Source organism: Kitasatospora sp. NPDC004669 (genome assembly GCF_040609455.1).
In the GTDB taxonomy this organism is placed as follows: domain Bacteria; phylum Actinomycetota; class Actinomycetes; order Streptomycetales; family Streptomycetaceae; genus Kitasatospora.
In genome coordinates this window covers 91018-105704 of the sequence record NZ_JBEXKB010000012.1, presented here as the reverse complement: position 1 = coordinate 105704, position 14687 = coordinate 91018, and the positions used below count along the sequence as shown (strand labels likewise).

Here is a 14687-nt window from a genome sequence, read left to right as displayed (position 1 = left end):
GAAGGAGACACCACAGATGACCACCACCGCCCTGCCCCAGGCCGACGAACCCCAGCCGGTGTCCGCGGACGTGACGCCCGCGACGACGGTCTGTCCGGGGCAGGAGGCCCTGTTCATCATGCGCCGCAGCTGGGGGCCGGTGCTGGCCCGACTTCGGAGCCGGCCACTGGGCGAGCTGCCGCTGACCGGCGCCGCCACCGCTCTGGTGGAGGACTTCGCCGAGCTTCGTCGCCGCCTACCCCGAGTGCACCGCGAAGCTGCCAAGGTAGCGGGCCGGCCCCTAACGTCTGCGAGAGGAGAGCGCCAGTTCGCTAGCTGATCGGCCCGCGGTCTCGTGCAGGATCAACCGCCTGAACGCCGACGCTCGGCAGTAACGAGGAACGACAGGCATGCCGTCCGCCACTACGCGACGGCGCTGGTCGCTGCCATCAACGAGAGGTGTACGAGGCATGGCTTGGTCGACAGGAAGGTGGCCGACAGCGCATGGGCGAGTATGCGCAACACCCTCAGGGGTGCAGAGTACGCATCCAGCCCACCATGACCACGGGCGGCGGCGAACTCCACTCCTGTTGGGTTTTGAAGAGCTTGGGGTATGTCCGGCGGATGTGTAGGGCTTCCTGGAACGGGTGCAGGGCCTCCTCGCTCCGCCCCAGCGCCATCAACCGCTCCGAGAGGTTGATCAGGGCACCGGCGAGGTCGGGCAGGTAGGCGTCCGGGTTCACTTCCGCCAGCGCACGGCGGATTCGCACGGCTTCCTGGGCCGCAGCCAGGCCCTCCTCCCGCCGCCCCACACTCCCCAACCGAATAGACAGGTTATGCAGGGAGTGAGCGAGACCCGACCGAAAGGCGTCCGGGTTTGCCTCGACCAGCGAGCGGTAGAGGTCAGCGGCTTCCTGGGCCACGGCCAGGCCCTCCTCCCACCGCCCCATCTCCCCCAGCCGGATGGAGAGGTTGTTCAGGGCACCGGCGAGGTCGGGCAGGTAGGCGTCCGGGTTCAGCTTGGCCAGCGCACGGTAGTGGTTGGCGGCTTCCCGGATCGCGTCCAGGCCCTTCTGCTGCCGCCCCATCTCCCCCAGCCGGATGGAGAGGTTGTTCAGGGACGTGGCGAGGTCGGGCAGGTAGGCATCGGGGTTGACCTTGGCCAGGGCACGGCGGATGCGCACGGCTGCTTGGATCGCGGCCAAGCCCTGCTCATACCGCCCCATCTCCCCCAATCGGATGGAGAGGTTGTTCAGGGACGTGGCGAGGTCGGGCAGGTAGGCATCCGGGTCCGTCTCGGCCAGCATGTTGCGGATGCGCACGGCTTGCTGGATCACGGCCAGGCCCTCCTCCCACCGCCCCACCTCCCCCAACCGGTTCGAGAGGTTGTTCAGGGACGTGGCGAGGTCGGGCAGGTAGGCGTCTGGGTTGACCTTGGCCAGCGCGCGGTAGTGGCTGGTGATGGTCTGGGTGAGACGGACCGCCGATTCGGCGAGGCGCCGACTGGAGCGCGGGAGCCAGCCGTTCAGGGTGGTGAGGTCGTCGAGCGTGACGGTGGGGTCGGCGGTAATGGCGTCGAGGGCGGTGATGAGGGGGGCTGGGTGGTTGGTCTGGACAGCGGTGGTGATGATCTGGCCGGCGAGTTGGCGGTGGTTGCGTGTACACAGGCGGGTCAGGTGCGCATCGAGGCGCCTCTGGAAGACGGAGTGGGCGGCGGCGCGGCTGTAGATGGTCAGCAGCTGGCCCGTCTGAGCGTGGTCCGCGTCGTTGAGGAGGTGGTCGGCGAGAGCGGGATCGGCGTCGAGGATGCGCCCGGTGTGGCGTTCGGCGAGGCGGTCGGGCTGGAGGCTCTCCCAGGGCCGGCCTTCGAAGGTTGCGGGATAGAGCGCGGCGATCCAGGCGGTGACCGCGTCACGGCGGTCCCGGGTCTGGTCGGCCAGCGCTGGGAGGCTGCGCCAGGTCTGGTCGGCTTGTTCGCGGTCGGCGGCGCCGACCAGGTGGGCCGCGGCCAGCGCCGTCTTGAGGGTGTCGAAGGTCAGCCTGGGCACAAGGCCGCGGGCTGTGGCGGTCTGCTCCCAGTAGCGGTACTCGTGGCCGAGCAGCCGGTCCTCGACCCCCTCCGCTGCTTGCCGCACCGCACCACCCCCGGTCGGTGCGGCCGGCACGGCGGTGTCGAGGAGGTCGGCGAGGGCGGTCATGTGGAGGGTGAGCGCGTTGCCGTACGCGTCCAAGTCGAGCCGGGGGACGGTCAGGGTGTCGGCCATGGCCGGCCAGTCGTGCTCGGCGTATCCGTGGACGTGGGGAAGAGCCGTGGCGAGGGCACGGACGGCTTGGCGGTAGGCCTCGCGCCGGTTGGACGGGTTGGCCTCCAACGGGAGCAGCAGGTGGATGCGGGCGGCGTCGAGGTAGTCCTGGGTGAGGCTGGTGATGTTCTTCGCGTGGGTCCACCAGTCGCCGGCGGTGCGGGCGAGTAGGAGGATCTTGAGCGGCGTGGTGCCGGGGTGGTCGGCGATGGCCTCGATCAGGGCGGTGAGTTGCTCGGCGCGGATTTCTGCGTAGTCGAGGACGATCAGCATCGGCCTGGCTGTGTGCCGGATCTCCCGCAGCTCAGCCGAGGTGGCGTCCGGGTGCGGCCACAGGACAGCCCACCGGTCGGCGGCCAGCAGGTCGGCGAGGTGGTGAGCGAGGCGGGTCTTGCCTTGCCCACCGGGCCCGTGCAGCAGCCATGCCCCGAAGCCCCCCAGTGCACACCATGCCCGCATCCGCTCGATCAGGTCTTCGCGGCCGTGGAAGGGGACGGTCTGCCGTCCGGCCTGCAGCAGCGCCGCGGGCGAGCGCAGTCCGCCCCAGGGGGTGCCGGGCGCTGGGTCTGCGAGGTGCTGGAACTCCACCGCTTCCAGGCCGCTTGCGGCGCCGGCATGCTCGGCGAGGGCGGTGCGGAACGCCGGGTCATGCTGGAGGACGTAGGCAGGCACGACGTTGAGCTGCCCGTGGCCGGAGTACGCACGGTCGGAGGCGACGACGCCGGTGAGCAGGCGACCACAGAACACTGCGGCCCCTGACAGACCACCCCACGGTGAGGAGCCAGCCAGTGACCCCTGCGGGGGGTGCTGGAGCAGATCCATCACGTACTGGTTGCCAACGAACCCGCTGCCCGGGTTCACCACCCCCGTCAACTGGACGGCCTCCACCGCGGCCCCGGACCGCTGGGCCACCTCCGGCACACCCCAGCCCTCGCACACAGTGCCGGGCCGGTCCGTCACCAGGCGCCCCCAGCGCACCACCCCCGCCAGTGGTTGCCACCACGGGCCTTCGTCGACAAGAACCAGCGCGGCGTCATCCCGACCGCCCGGCGTGCCGCACCACACCACCACCCCGCCCACCGCGTGGTCGCCGCCGGGGCGGAACACCTCCACCCGCTCATCCGTCCGGGCGACGACGTGCGCCGAGGTCAGCACCAGCCGCCCGCCCACCGCATACCCCGACCCCGGGCCACCGGGCCCGGTCACTCCCATCAGACGCGCCCGCTCCACCCCAGTCTCCCTAGACGTGAGTTATGCGCAGTTCAGTCCGTGATGCGGCGCGAAGTGTCCCCGGGGCCGGACGGCCGCTCGGGCGTGCCGCTGACCAGCAGGTCACCGCCGTGGACGTTCCTCGGCGTAAGCGTGAACGACACCCGGTGTGTGCGGCCGCGCGAGACCCCGGCCTCCGTTTCCGCGCCCACCGCCCACAATTTGAACCCGGCCTTCGCCTTCGCGTCCGCCCGCAGCTCGACCTCGAACTCCATCTCCACGGGCCCCACCGCGAACACCACATCCGGATGGTCTCCGCCCAGCGCCGCCGCCGCGATCAACTCATCCCGCACCGCCGCCACCGCATCCACCAGCGGAATATCCACCGAGCCCACCCCAATCCGACGCGCCGTCATATCAACACGGACACGGTAGAACCGCCATCGCGCCGCCCGCAGCCAAACCCGCCGACACCCGGCCCCAGGCCGTACCCCGTCAACATCTGGCACCCATCCCCGGGCACTCGGCCAAGCAGCGACCCACCATGCCGCAGCGACAACCATCAGGCCTCCAACAGTGGCTCTCAAACTCATCGCCGAACTGGCACCCAAACCACGACCAACCACTTACTGACGTGCAGGTTCCGGCCTCTCAGCGCTCAGGATTCTGGGAACCCGCGCGCTTCCGCCCGAACCGACAGCAAAGCCGGCTTACTCCTCGGCCTGGACGGTGTCCTCACGGCGGCCGTCGCCATCCTCGCCCAGGCGAACGGTGCCAGCCTCCCCGTCATCACCCCGGCCGCCGCCATCCTGCTCGCCGCCACCCTGCTCGCCGTGCTCGTCGTACGCCCCCGCATCACCCCGCACGACCGCAGCTCCTACGCCCACTGGGCAGACTGCACCCCCACCAAGCTGCGCGCCGAACTCATCCCCGACCGCCGCATGGACCGGCTGCGCGTCCTATCCGCCCTCTGCCACCGCAAGATGCTGCTGCTCCGGTGGGCCTCGGACACCACGATCGCCGCCCTAGTTGCACTCTCTGCAGCCGCCCTCATCGCCGCCGCCTGACAGCCAGCCCGGCAACCACGAAGGCCCACACCCGACCGGTCGGGTGTGGGCCTTCGTCGTTCGGGCTACGCGGAGATGCGTACCAGCAGCTTCTCCGCGACCGTGTGAAGCGCGTCCGGCTCCAGGTGGTCGCGAAGGCGTTGGTGAGAAGGAGAGAAGTGTCAGCGAGGCGGATCTGGTGGAAACGCCGTTTCCACCCACCCGGCACCCAAGCGGATTCTGATGTGCCGACACGCTGCCTCAGTTCGTGTCTGATCGTCTCGCGTCAGTATGCTGACGTCATGGCATCCCCGTACTCGGGAGGTGAGCGGGAAAAGCTAACGTCGAAGCTGCCCGCGTCCCTCCGTCAAGACCTCAAGGTTCGCGCCGCTCAGCTGGGCATCGACCTCCAGGACGCCGTTACCGACGGCGTGATCGCCTGGCAGGCCCACACCACCCCTCTACCGACGATCGACACCGCCGGTGCCGATTCCTTCGGAACCTGGCTTCCCGAAGGCCTCTACGACGCCTTCAAGGGCGACTGCCTGCAACGCGGGGTGTCCTACATCCAAGGGCTCGCTCAAGCAGTCCGGCTCTGGCTTGACCAGCACGCTGCCGACGAGGCGCAGTCCGTACAGCAGCCGGTCCGGCGGATCGTCATGGCCAACCAGAAGGGGGGCGTCGGCAAGACCGCCCTCAGCGCCGGCGTCGCGCAGGCCTTCGCGGAGGACGGCCAGCGGGTCCTTCTCATCGACTACGACCCGCAAGGACATCTCAGCCACCAACTGGACATCCCCGCCATCGACGCAGGCGAAGAAAGCCTTGTCACCCACATGCTTGAGCGCGAGAAGGCCCGCAAGCTCATCCAGGACCTGGCCGTCGTCATTCCCGGCGAGCGGTTCGGGGGCAGGCTCCACGTCCTGCCGGCAGCCTTCGACGCCTTCCTCCTCGATGCAGGCCTGGCCATGTTCCGCGGACCCCGGCACGCCGTCCTCGAGCGCGCTCTCAGCGCGGCCGAGGCCGACTACGACGTCATCGTCATCGACTCCCCGCCCAGCCTTGGCCTGGCCATGGACGCCGCCCTCTACTACGGCCGACAGCGCGACGAGGAACAGGACGGACGTTCCGGCGTCGTGATCCCGGTGGAGGCGGAGGACAGTTCCGCGAAGGCCTACGGGATGCTCGTCAAGCAGATCAACGCCCTCATGGCCGACTACGACCTGAACCTTGAACAGCTCGGGCTCGTCGTCAACAAGTACGACTCCCGCCGGGGCTTCATCGCCACCTCCTCCCTTGAGAAGTGGCAAAGCCTCGGAACCCCCCGAGTCCTGGCCGTCAACAAGGACCTTCGAGAGCAGCGCGAGGCAGTCCGCGTCACCCAGCCACTGCTCGCCTACGCCCCCGACAGCGAGCAGGCTCACACCATGCGTCAGATCGTCAGGGAGCTTTCCTCGTGAGCAGTCGCAGCAAGGCCGCCATGCTCGGCGGCTCCAGCACCTTCGATGCTGTCGCACCGCAACCCGTCAGTGCCCGCGGCCGCGCGTTGGCCGCCCTCGACGGCAAGCCCGTCGTCGCTGAGCCAGCAGCGCCCGCAGCCACCCGGAACGAGGTCAGCCTCGGCCGGCTCGCGCACAACCCGTTCAATCCGCGCGAGACCCTCACCGAGATCAAGGAGATGGCCGACAGCCTCGAGGCCCGCGGCATCGTCCAGGTACTGACGGTGGTGACCCGCGCCGCCTTCGCAGCCGCCCACCCCGGCCACGAAGACAAGATCGGCGCCGCCGACTACGTCGTCCTCGACGGCAACCGCCGCCTCGCCGGCGCCCGCCTGGCCGGACTGGACAAGCTGCCCGTCCACATCGACGACACCCTGGCACACACTGCGGACGACATGCTCGAGTCGGCGCTCGTTGCCGCGGTCCAGCACGTTGAAATCGAACCGCTCGACCAAGCCAAGGCACTGGAGCGGCTCGTCGCCGTCCACGGCTCACAGCGAGAGGTCGCCAAGCGACTGGGCAAGAGCCACGTCTGGGTCTCCCAGCGGCTTTCCCTGCTCAACCTGACTCCTGAACTGCAAGAAGCCGTCGAGACCAAGCAACTGCCGGTCGAGATCGCCCGCTCGGCAGGCCGACTCCCGCAGGACCAGCAGAAGGCTGCAGTCGAAAAGGCGATCGAGGAACGCGCAACGCCCAAGCGCCCGCGCAGCGGCACGCGTGGAAACGCCGTTTCCACACCCGAAGCAGGTAACCCCGCGCTGCCAGTAGCAGCGGCCAGTGGAAACGGCGTTTCCACACCGGCCCTGCCGGACCAGCGCGAAGCCAGCGGTGACGAGAGTGCTCGAGCGGAGTTGTCTGCGGAAGACTCCTCAGCAGACCTGGTCGAGCAGTCGCGGCAGGTCGGCAGAACGGCCACCCAGAACGGCGGGACTGGTGTTCCCGACTGGCGTGACCTCGATGGAGTGGCGTCCTGGCTCTGCCGTTTTCTCCAGCCTAGCGAGTTGAGGGTCGTCGCCACCAAGGTGCTGGACCGGCTTGAGGAGTACGCGCCGGACCGAACGGCCAACGGCTGATCAGCGGGAGGGCCTTCAACCGGCGGCCCGGCACCCTCGGGTGCCGGGCCGTTCTGCTGCCCATAGGGGGAGCCATGCCACATCCGCCGCACCGTAGGCGTCGTGGTGGGTGGGCCAGTCGATCATCTGGCGATTCAGGCACGCTGCCGGACGGCCGCCGTGGGATCGGCGACTTGTCCGGTGACGGGGAGCTTCCGGCGCAGTGGGGGACAGGCGGCTGCTGATGGGATTGACGTGACATCAAGCGTGCTTGAGGGGAGGCCACTGCGTCAGCTCGGCCGCAACCGCCCTGGTGCTGACAGGGAAGCCGGTTTCGTCGGCGTGTCGGACGTCGCCAGGGGTCGGGCCGGCGCGGCAGCGGACGTGCCCAATTTGATCGCTTCCTGGACCGGCCGGCCAGAAATTGCATGTCCATGGCGGAAAATTGACCAACAGAAAGGCCCCTTGAGGCGCCTTTCAGGATGCGGCCGGTACGTCGGGCTTGTCGATCGGCCAACAGGCCGCCAGAAGGCTCTTCTAGAGATTTCGATCATGGTGGCGATCGCTCTGCTGGCGAAAACCTCCCCTCGAGACGTGCCCCAGGCGACCGGACGGCCGTCAGGTGGGTGGCTGGCTCCCGCTAAGCGGGTTCTTCGCGAGGATCTGCGGGCCGCGGAGCAGGCGGTGATCTCCCACCACGCGGCGGAGGGCAACCTCATGAACCACCCTTACGCCAGATAGAAGGCAGCGGTCCTCGGCGCGGAGTGGGATGGTCTGTTGACTGGCCCTGACGCAGCGGCTCGCGTGGAAACGCCGTTTCCACCCCTGAAGCAGGTGACCCCGTATTGCCAATAGCAGCGGCCAGTGGAAACGGCGTTTCCACACCGACCCTGCCGGACCAGCGGGAAGCCCACACCAACGAGGCGCCGATGGTCGTGGTCCGGCTGGTTCCATCCGATCCTAGAGGAACCGCGCAACTGGTCCTCGATACGACGGACCACCGACAGGCTGTCCAGGTGGCGTCTGAACTGCTCGAGCTCCTGAAGCGCAAGGCCGAACCCCAGGTTTGATGAGCGCTCTGGCGTCCAACCCCTGCTCAAAATGTGCGACGCCCGGTCCCCCGCCCAGGCGTCGCACGCGTTTCCGACGAACGACGGCGTGGTGCCCGCCAGCGGCCCGGATACCGGCACCTCCCAGAGGGCATAGGTCCCCTCGGACCCACCTGGGGCGAGGGGAGCAGTGCGGTGTCGTGGAGAGATGCGGTTCAGCCCGCCCTACGGGTCCTGCTCCAGGGCGACAGCTACACGGACCCGCACCTGGAACTGCTGCGCCTCGGGGTGGAGCATCCGGAAATCGCCGCCGAGACCATCGTCGTGACGTTGGCGGTGGACGGTGCGCTCGTCACGGGGACCATGGTGTCGGCGGCGGCATGGGAAGACCTGCACGTCCGCCAGCTTGGCGAGGCCGACTACTACGGCCTGCGGAAGGTCGTCCGGGAGGCGCTCGGGCACCTAGACCAGGCTGCCGAGGACGGCCGGCGCCGCCGCGAGGTGGACCGGCGCTTCCTCCACCTGCGGGACGTCACCTACCGCGCCGGACGCACTGTCCGCGCGTTGCCACTGTGGCGTGGCCCGATCACGGCCGTCAGCGGGTGGACGCTCGGGACGCCCGACCCGGACTGATCCGCCAGCTGGAGAAGCGGCCCAACTGTGCGCATTCCCACCCGGGTTGCTCACCGTAATCGGTAGGGTACAGAGCATGATGATCCTCACCGATGGCGGGCAGGACGCCACCACCGAGAGCCTCAAGTTCTGGCGCGACAACCGCCACCAGCTCGGCACGTTCATCGAGGCGCGTGCCTACCTCTCCGAGGACGACGTCATCGTCGACGGCCGCCGGTTCGCCAACACCGGCCACGGCTCGCAGAACGCCTGGCCACAGTCGCCGAAGCTCGTGCTGATCGACGAGGACGCCAACGAACTGTGGCTGACCGCGTGCTGCGCCGGCTATGGCGGCACCGGCCCCGGCGGGACGCAGGACATCCTCGTCGAGGAAGGCTTCGGCACGTCGGAAGAGATCGGCCGTCTGGTCACCGACCACCTGGTCCTCGTTCTCCGCAAGGGCCTTGCCCAGCCTGTCGAGGCTGTCCCCTCCGTGCTGCGCGGCAACGACCGTGACCGGCGGAACCTGGACCGCTGGCTCACGCGCCTGTGGCACGAACCGCGCATCCACACCGACAAGGCACTGCGCACCGCGAGCCGTTGGCTGCGCAAGAGCGACCCGCTGGACGGCGCACCCGACGGCGTCCACGGCACCGAGGACGCCGCCTGACCCAACCGGGCACAGCCCCGCGCCCCGCATTCGAATCCGCGCAGACAGGGAGAGTCGCATGGGAATCAGCAGCACCTACCTCAGCAAGGCGGAAGTCCAGGACCTGCTCGGGGTGAGCTCGTTCGGGATGTGGCGCCTGCCCAGGCAGCACAAGGACTTCCCCGCCCCTGAGAAGGACCACTACCGCGGCCCCTTCGCCCCGGAGCCCGACGGGCCGGTCTGGGACGGCACCAAAATGTACGAGTGGGCCGCCGCCACCCCGGAGTTCCAGCACCGCGGTGCCTTCCTGGAGCGGCCCCTGCCCGGCCAGCGCCAACCCGGACGCTGCCTCGGCTACCGGGACACCGCACACGGGCCCGCCACCGACTGGCAGACCAGCATCGGCGTCATCCGCATGCTCCACACCACCGAGCGCGGAGCCGCCTCAGCCATGGCAGTCGACCTCGTGGCCGTGCACAACCGGGAGATCGTCACCGTGTGTGCCCTGTTTGGCGACATTGGCCACACCGGGCCCGCCCTGATCGCCGCCGACACCGCGCAGCCGGGCATCGAGTACGAGGCCCGGTGGGGCCGCGTCGCGGACCTTGCTGGACAGTCCCTGCCTTGGTGGCCCGACCTGCTGCGTCGGCCCGAGGTCATCCGCCTGTGGGAGCCCGGCTCCCCGGCCGTCGTGGCGGACGTCCTCGCCGACGACCGGGAACAGGTCCTGCGCCGGGCTGCCCGTAACACGGCCTTCAGCGAGCCTGCCCGCAGCGCGCTGAACGCCATGGCCGACGCGATCCGCAATCAGCGCGTCGAGGGCGTCGCAACGGACATTCAGATCTTCGGCGGCCACAGCGACCGGATGCAGACCCGTCTGGTCATCGCGGCGCAGCATGACGAGACCATCCACCCCATCGACGTCGAAGAGGACGAGGAACTCCTTGAGGCGGGCTGGAGGGAGATCGTGGCTAGCAGTCAGCCGGACGCGGTCGCGGCAGCCGACGTCGCACTGGGCTACCACCCGGAGCTGCTGCCGTACGGGCGGTTCACCGATGTCCGGGCCAAGGAGGGAACCGTCGCCGAGCGATGGGCCCGCAGGCTCACGGTGTGCGACCCGACCGCCGGCCACGCCACCCTGGCCGAGGGCAAGGAGGTGGAGGCGTTCTTCGTCGACCCCCTCACCGACATGCCGGTCGTCCGCACCAAGGACGACGGCGACAAGGGGCCCAAGTGGCTCTTCTACGCCCCGCTCGCCCTGCCCGCCGGCCGCGGTGAACTGGCCTCCGCCGTCCTGTACGGCACCGTGTGGATCACCACCACCGACGGACAGGTTCACCCCGCCCCCTGCACCCCGGGAGACCACCTGTGGTGGGGCGACGGCTGGGGCGACCGGCCCACCGAAGCCGCCTACGTCGTCAACCAGCTCCTCGACAACCTCGCCACCCCCATCAGCCTCCGCGACCACTGGTCGAAGGCCCCGGCCGGACTCACCGCCCTGTTCAACGAGAAACACAAGCAGGGCACCGAACTCACCCGCGCCACGCTGCTGCACGCGCGGATGACCCCGCCGCCCCCGCGGCGCTGACCGCGAACGCAGTGGGCCGGGACAAGGCGCCCGGCCCGGAATCCACTCCGCCGAGGCACACAGCGAGGTAGAAACCGGAAGGCCGTCACCCGTTGGTGACGGCCTTCCAGCGCTTTCTCAGGCCCCGGCAGCCCACCGCCGGGTGAACGGCACGATGGTCAGCGGTTGGGGTGTTGGCGGACGGTGACCAGGGCCCGCCACCTGGTGCGGACCGTCTCTTCGGCGTCGAGCCATTGTGTGGTGGACGGTGCGGGCAGCGGCCGGCCGGCCTGCGGATCACCGACGGCGACGAGAACACCGCGCCCGTGGTAGAGGTCCTGCCGCCCGGCAAGGGCGACGAGGCCGCGCGGCACGACCCGCAGTGGGCCAAGGCCATGGAGGCCGCCCGGGACAAACTCGCGAAGCAGGTCGACGACCTGTCCGGGCAGGTGAAGACCCTGGACGACACCGTGACCGCAGCACTGGGGCGGCTCGACAACACCTACCAGAGCACCGGGGACTTCACCCCAGAGCGGATCGCCGACGTCCAGAAGGACATCAACTACCTGGACAGGGACACCAACCTGCTGATCGGGCCGCTGCCGGGCGGACCCCCGGCAGCACCCGGAAGTGGTGGGACTCGCTGCCCGAGTCCACGCGCCAGCAGCTCCTCCAGGACCACCCCGGCCAGGTCGGGGCCCTGGCGGGGCTGCCCGCGCAGACAGTGGACCAGGCCAACCGGCTCTACCTGCCCCAGCTGCGCGCCCAGATCGCGCAGGGCCTCGCCGACCCGGACACCTATGTTCACGCGACCCAGACCGACCTGGACGCCCTCAACGTCCTCCAGAAGCAGATCGACACCCCCTCGAACCCGCCCCAGCTCCTGCTCCGGATCGACAACCCGCTGACCCAGCCCGGCCCGCCGGCCGTCGTCATCGCCTACGGGAACCCGGACACCGCCACCAACATCGCCGCCTACGTCCCGCCCAACCCGTCAGCGGGAACCATGGCCGCCGACGCGGCCACCGCCCGGGCCCTGGCCGTGGCCGCGGGGAAGGCCGACCCCACGAAAACCACGGCGAGCCTGGTCGCCACGAGCCTGGGCCCCCCTGGTGAGCCGGTCCTGACCCCCAGCTCGGTGCCGGGGCGCCCGCTGCGCGAGTCCCCCATCGCCCTGGGCGCGTACTCCAGCCTGGCGGTCTCCCATCAGGGCAAGGGCGCCACCGTGAGCGAGGTCTCCGCCACCCCGGACGGGTCCGGCCCCGGGTACGCCGTCGCCCGCATGCCCCTGGACAACTACTGGCAGGGCGTCACGGCCCCCTGTACACCCGATGCCGTCGTGGCCAGGACACCAGGCGGCCCCGAGGATCCGTCCTCCCGCCACACCCTCGTCAACGCGATCGTCGGGCGCAGGTAACGCTTGCCCCATAGGGCACGACGGCGGCAGAGAGGCTGCTCAGCCCCGAGCCCGGCGCGGCGCCGATCAGGCCCGGAGGACCTCGCGGAGGTCGGCAACGGCACGCTCATGGCCGCGGTTGGGCGGAATCACCCGCAGGAGATCGGCCGCCCGCGATCGCACGAGCCCGGTGCGTTGGTCGGCGGGAAGCTCGATCAGCGCTTCTACAGCCCGTTTGCAGCCCTGGAGAGTGTCGCCGGCGTGGTGGTCGCAGAGCGCCGCGTCCATGTGCATCAGGGCTCGCGACTGAAAGCTGCTGGGCCCGGACAGCTGCAGGGCGCGGGCCTGCGCGGCCCGGGCCGGCTTGATGTCCCCGAGTCGGGTGTAGGCGTGCGACAGGTGGATCTGGAGTTTCTGCTCCGGCAGTCCGAGCCAGGTATCGGCGCTGTTCACGGAGTCGAGCTGCTCGGCGATCGTCTGGGCCTGGGCCAGGGCCTCCCGGGCGGCCTCCGTGTTGCCGGAGACGGCGTGGGCTCGGGCGGACACCGCCGCGGCCAGGGCTGCTGCTGCGGATGGGGAGTTGCCCGCTGCGGCCAGGGCCTTGTCGGCGAGGCGCACCGCTTCCCGGGGCACGCCGTAGGTCAGTGGCGTCATCGCCTCGCGGGCATAGAGCCATGCGAGGACTTTCCGGTCCCCGGACTCCTTTGCGGCCAGCCGAGCGGAGTGGAACCAACCCCTCGCTTCCTGTGCCTCGCCGAGGTCGTGGAGGACGATCGCCGTCATGCCGGAGAGCTGGCCGACCGTTCGGCACAGCCGGCCGCGGTTCATCGTGGTCTGCGGCTGGCCCAGGAGGGGCTGCAGCTCGACGACGTCGGAGGTGATCTCGGCGAGACGCGCGGTGGGAGGCTGGCCGCCGTAGCCGAGGGCGTACGTGTCGGCGACCTGCTCCCAGTAGTCGAGGTCGGTGGGTGTGGAGTGGCCGGCCAGGGCGGCGTCCAGGGTGTGGCGCGCGTCGGCGAGATGGCCGAGTGCGACGGTGGACAACCCGCTGGCGATGAGGGCCTTGAGGGCCATGCGCCGCTTCACGGGGTCAACTGCCGAGGGCTCATGGGGCTGCTCCGTAGAACCAGTTGGGGCGGGCTTCTCCCAGCGTCGCGGAGCCAGGCCGAGAAATCTACCCGGAATCCCGAGGCCGTCCGCGATCCTCTCGATGGCCTCGAACGAGGTGACTGTGGCATCTCCTCGGGCTACGAGTGATACCCGCTCAGCCTTCATGGAACACGCCTCGGCGATGTGGTTGTAGCTGACGCCTGCGGCCTTGGCGGCCGCGAACACAGTGGCGAAGTTCCGGGTTTGCAGTGCTGCCACCACGTTCGGGTCGTCGAGGAACCCGGCGGGCAGTACGAGCGCTCCTGGGCGGTCACTCACGTCAGATTCCCCCAACGGTTGCGTACGGCCAGTGAGTGCGCCCCCTTCGTGGGGCCCCCATGACGGGGTTACATCGCGCCTGGCTGTCCGGCTTGAATCACTTCACGCTGGTACGCGGCGTCCTGGGCATCCGAAGGCTCGGGGCGTCATTGCATACGCGGCCGTACTCGCTCAGCGTACCGACTCCATGACGGTCGGTCAGAGAGGTGTGCCGCAAGTCGTCTGCTTCTCAAGTCGACTGGGGAGCCGCCGAGTTCCGCTTCGCGCGCAGCCGGTCCCGCACGTCCCGGCTGCCCCGTTATATCCGTCGGGCATCTTCGCCTGGAGAGATGGAGGCATTCATGGCTCCACACCCGTCCGGCCTGCTGGCCGGCACCCTCACCCCCCCGTGCTGGAGGTCGCCGTCCCGGACCGCGACTTCCGCCACGTCGAGGTCTCGGCCGAGACCTCGGGGGACAGCATCGCGACCCGGTCGGAGCCGCGCTGAAGACCCTGGTGGTGTTCGGCCACCTCGCCGTGCTCGGCCTGCTTGTCAGCAACCGGCAGGACCAGCACCAGCCCCTGGCCACGGCCGCGACGTCGGACCCCTAGCCGCAGGCCTGACCCTCACCCCGCGCAGGCCGAGCCAGAGGCAGGCCGCGCCCTTGAACTCCTCCCCTACAGCGGGGAGGTGGCACCGAAACCCGTACCGACCCAGAAGGAGTACCGACATGGCGAACATCACCGTGGTCGCGCCGGAGGCCCTGGAGGCCGACCCGTTCGACCTCGACGTGACGGTCACCACCGAGTTTGGCGGCGACCGCATGCCGAAGGCGTGCGGCACCTCGGACGGATGCGCCGGGACCTGCGCGTCCTCCTGCGCCAGCGCCGTCTGATCCACAACACCGCTGGGGCCGGGGAC

The 14687-nt window shown here is 69.7% G+C and carries 13 protein-coding genes; 9 read left to right on the top strand and 4 right to left on the bottom strand.

The features are described from left to right. Window positions 1-16: 16 nt before the first annotated feature. Window positions 17-319 (top strand): hypothetical protein, encoded by a 303-nt coding sequence (locus ABZW30_RS13140; protein ID WP_355671165.1) that lies wholly within the window; start codon window positions 17-19, stop codon window positions 317-319. A gap of 187 nt (window positions 320-506) precedes the next feature. On the opposite strand, the gene ABZW30_RS13135 is transcribed toward ABZW30_RS13140, so the two are convergent. Beyond that, entirely contained in the window at window positions 507-3512 is a 3006-nt protein-coding gene (locus tag ABZW30_RS13135) for a tetratricopeptide repeat protein (RefSeq protein ID WP_355671164.1), read from the bottom strand. 32 nt (window positions 3513-3544) lie between these two features. Next, entirely contained in the window at window positions 3545-3877 is a 333-nt protein-coding gene (locus ABZW30_RS13130) for a trypco2 family protein (RefSeq protein ID WP_355671163.1), read from the bottom strand. Here ABZW30_RS13130 and ABZW30_RS13125 point away from each other — a divergent pair. From ABZW30_RS13125 to ABZW30_RS13100, 6 genes are all read left to right on the top strand, one after another. Beyond that, complete coding sequence (locus ABZW30_RS13125; RefSeq protein WP_355671162.1) at window positions 3800-4558, top strand: Pycsar system effector family protein; 759 nt, start codon at window positions 3800-3802, stop codon at window positions 4556-4558. The two genes, ABZW30_RS13130 and ABZW30_RS13125, sit on opposite strands and share 78 nt — an antisense overlap. Before the next feature lie 281 nt (window positions 4559-4839). Beyond that, window positions 4840-5994, top strand: a complete 1155-nt coding sequence (locus ABZW30_RS13120; protein WP_355671161.1) for a ParA family protein — start codon at window positions 4840-4842, stop codon at window positions 5992-5994. Beyond that, on the top strand, window positions 5991-7106 hold the full coding sequence (locus tag ABZW30_RS13115; protein WP_355671160.1) for a ParB/RepB/Spo0J family partition protein: 1116 nt from the start codon (window positions 5991-5993) through the stop codon (window positions 7104-7106). Before ABZW30_RS13120 ends, ABZW30_RS13115 begins: the two co-directional genes overlap by 4 nt. 1223 nt (window positions 7107-8329) lie before the next feature. After that, entirely contained in the window at window positions 8330-8767 is a 438-nt protein-coding gene (locus ABZW30_RS13110) for a hypothetical protein (protein ID WP_355671159.1), read from the top strand. Window positions 8768-8843: 76 nt separating this feature from the next. Beyond that, entirely contained in the window at window positions 8844-9416 is a 573-nt protein-coding gene (locus ABZW30_RS13105) for a hypothetical protein (RefSeq protein WP_355671158.1), read from the top strand. A 58-nt stretch (window positions 9417-9474) separates the two neighbouring features. Next, the gene (locus tag ABZW30_RS13100; RefSeq protein WP_355671157.1) at window positions 9475-10983 is read left to right on the top strand and encodes a hypothetical protein; all 1509 of its coding nucleotides are present in this window, start codon (window positions 9475-9477) and stop codon (window positions 10981-10983) included. A gap of 158 nt (window positions 10984-11141) precedes the next feature. Here ABZW30_RS13100 and ABZW30_RS13095 read toward each other — a convergent pair whose 3' ends face one another. Next, on the bottom strand, window positions 11142-11336 hold the full coding sequence (locus tag ABZW30_RS13095; protein ID WP_355671156.1) for a hypothetical protein: 195 nt from the start codon (window positions 11334-11336) through the stop codon (window positions 11142-11144). A 350-nt stretch (window positions 11337-11686) separates the two neighbouring features. On the opposite strand from ABZW30_RS13095, the gene ABZW30_RS13090 reads away from it, so the two are divergent. Further along, the gene (locus ABZW30_RS13090) at window positions 11687-12379 is read left to right on the top strand and encodes a hypothetical protein (RefSeq protein WP_355671155.1); all 693 of its coding nucleotides are present in this window, start codon (window positions 11687-11689) and stop codon (window positions 12377-12379) included. 66 nt (window positions 12380-12445) lie between these two features. Here ABZW30_RS13090 and ABZW30_RS13085 read toward each other — a convergent pair whose 3' ends face one another. Further along, window positions 12446-13786, bottom strand: coding sequence for a hypothetical protein (locus ABZW30_RS13085; RefSeq protein WP_355671154.1), 1341 nt, complete (start codon window positions 13784-13786; stop codon window positions 12446-12448). Window positions 13787-14496: 710 nt separating this feature from the next. Between ABZW30_RS13085 and ABZW30_RS13080 the strand changes: the two genes are divergently transcribed. After that, a complete protein-coding gene (locus ABZW30_RS13080) occupies window positions 14497-14661 on the top strand; it encodes an FxLD family lanthipeptide (RefSeq protein ID WP_355671153.1) in 165 nt (54 codons plus the stop codon). Window positions 14662-14687: the final 26 nt, after the last annotated feature.

What these genes read in the sequence shown, in the direction of transcription:
- ABZW30_RS13140 (WP_355671165.1), top strand. Translation starts at nt 17, where the DNA reads ATGACCACCACCGCCCTGCCCCAGGCCGACGAACCCCAGCCGGTGTCC.
- ABZW30_RS13125 (WP_355671162.1), top strand. Translation starts at nt 3,800, where the DNA reads ATGGTCTCCGCCCAGCGCCGCCGCCGCGATCAACTCATCCCGCACCGC.
- ABZW30_RS13120 (WP_355671161.1), top strand. Translation starts at nt 4,840, where the DNA reads ATGGCATCCCCGTACTCGGGAGGTGAGCGGGAAAAGCTAACGTCGAAG.
- ABZW30_RS13105 (WP_355671158.1), top strand. Translation starts at nt 8,844, where the DNA reads ATGATGATCCTCACCGATGGCGGGCAGGACGCCACCACCGAGAGCCTC.
- ABZW30_RS13100 (WP_355671157.1), top strand. Translation starts at nt 9,475, where the DNA reads ATGGGAATCAGCAGCACCTACCTCAGCAAGGCGGAAGTCCAGGACCTG.
- ABZW30_RS13080 (WP_355671153.1), top strand. Translation starts at nt 14,497, where the DNA reads ATGGCGAACATCACCGTGGTCGCGCCGGAGGCCCTGGAGGCCGACCCG.